Annotated in this window: 3 protein-coding genes and 1 pseudogene; all 4 read left to right on the top strand. The window is 42.4% G+C overall.

From position 1 onward, the window contains the following. Window positions 1–29: 29 nt before the first annotated feature. Window positions 30–222: pseudogene (locus O9324_RS16330) on the top strand (hypothetical protein); the annotation flags it as partial. A gap of 35 nt (window positions 223–257) precedes the next feature. Beyond that, window positions 258–578 (top strand): DUF4258 domain-containing protein, encoded by a 321-nt coding sequence (locus O9324_RS16325; RefSeq protein WP_158199480.1) that lies wholly within the window; start codon window positions 258–260, stop codon window positions 576–578. Further along, window positions 566–781, top strand: coding sequence for a DUF2283 domain-containing protein (locus tag O9324_RS16320; RefSeq protein ID WP_288140725.1), 216 nt, complete (start codon window positions 566–568; stop codon window positions 779–781). Before O9324_RS16325 ends, O9324_RS16320 begins: the two co-directional genes overlap by 13 nt. 279 nt (window positions 782–1,060) lie before the next feature. Next, window positions 1,061–1,282, top strand: a complete 222-nt coding sequence (locus O9324_RS16315; protein WP_288140724.1) for a hypothetical protein — start codon at window positions 1,061–1,063, stop codon at window positions 1,280–1,282. Window positions 1,283–1,579: the final 297 nt, after the last annotated feature.

The following is a 1,579-nucleotide window of genomic DNA, read 5'->3' as shown; positions in this document are numbered from 1 at the left end:
GCGCAGTTTATAGAATTTAGCTGGAATTTATGAATCATTTTCTGCATTCTTTCACTGTTTTTCCTGATTCTGCCCGAAAATCTCGCTCTTACTCCCTGGGTAAACTGCGACGACCCTTAATCTTCCTGTTTACCGTCGGTTATCGTTTCTATAAATCAGCCGAAATTGGCCGTCGGGACTATTTCTCCGGTCACAATTATCGCCCCCGAAGATGCCAGTTTTCATCTTGACTAAGAATTTGCTGATGAGGACAAAACATGAGCAAAAATGATCTATTTTTTGAGATTTCAACCCCTCTTAATTGTACGATCTGCGTCACTGTTGCCTATTGGGAAATTATCACCCAGATAAAACATCCTATAATGAAAGGACAAGAAAAATTAGTCCAAGAAACCCTTAGCCAACCTGATGAAATTCGACGTAGCCGCAGTGATCCCAATGTTTATCTTTTTTATCAACTTCAACGACCAAAACGTTGGCTCTGTGCCATTATCCGAAAACTCAATGGTGATGGTTTCCTAATTACCACTTATCCCACCGATGCAATTAAAGAAGGGGAAATTTTATGGCAGAAGTAAACGTTTATTATGATCCGATGGGCAATACCTTAACCGTGTGGTTTGGCGATCGCTACTCGGAATATCTCTGCGAAGAAACCGGCGACGAAGTTATTTTAATGAAAAATCAAAAAGGCGAAGTTATTGGTTTTGAAAAACTTAACTATAGGATTTCTGAGAACACGAATCTGAAAATTTCCCTAGAAACCGCCATCCCTGTTTAAACAATAAAGGTTAAAAATGACACTTAAGTAGCTGGGTTATAATTAAATTAAAAATGGATTTTAGGTTCGATCCCCCCTGCCCCCCTTGATAAGGGGGGTGCCGATAGGCGGGGGGATCTACCCTTGATAAGGGGGGATCCCCCCTTAATCCCCCCTTGATAAGGGGGGTGTCGATCCCCCCTGCCCCCCTTGATAAGGGGGGTGCCGATAGGCGGGGGGATCTACCCTTGATAAGGGGGGTGTCTGATAGTTTTTAACGCCTACCTACTTAATCTCTCTATGAAAATCACTTATCAAAAAGTTAACTTAAAAGCTCCCAAAACGGAGACAGCTTATTGGCGTAGTCAATCGTACCAAACGAGACTATCGGCCTTAGAAGAAATTCGTCAAGAATATCATCAATATAAATATCATGCTGAACCAAGACTTCAAAGAGTTTATACAATAGCGAACGCAAAGGGAGACCCTTGCAAGTGCGCTCCGGTGATTCTCTTATTCTGACTTCCCCGGCCTGCGACCGACTCCTAACCCCACCAACAAACTTTTTCAGCCAACCCTAGATACCTTTCGAGAAAAAATTTTTTTGCACAGGGAGTCCTTACAATAGAAAAGGGAACACACAACCAAATTGCTGGTATTTTTCCTCTGGGCATGGTGGCGCAGTTTATAGAATTTAGCTGGAATTTATGAATCATTTTCTGCATTCTTTCACTGTTTTTCCTGATTCTGCCCGAAAATCTCGCTCTTACTCCCTGGGTAAACTGCGACGACCCTTAATCTTCCTGTTTACCGTCGGTT

The organism is Microcystis sp. LE19-84.1B (assembly GCF_027531875.1).
Classification (GTDB): domain Bacteria; phylum Cyanobacteriota; class Cyanobacteriia; order Cyanobacteriales; family Microcystaceae; genus Microcystis; species Microcystis panniformis.
Note: the sequence above shows the minus strand (reverse complement) of the source record. Positions and strands in the feature narration are given on the sequence as shown.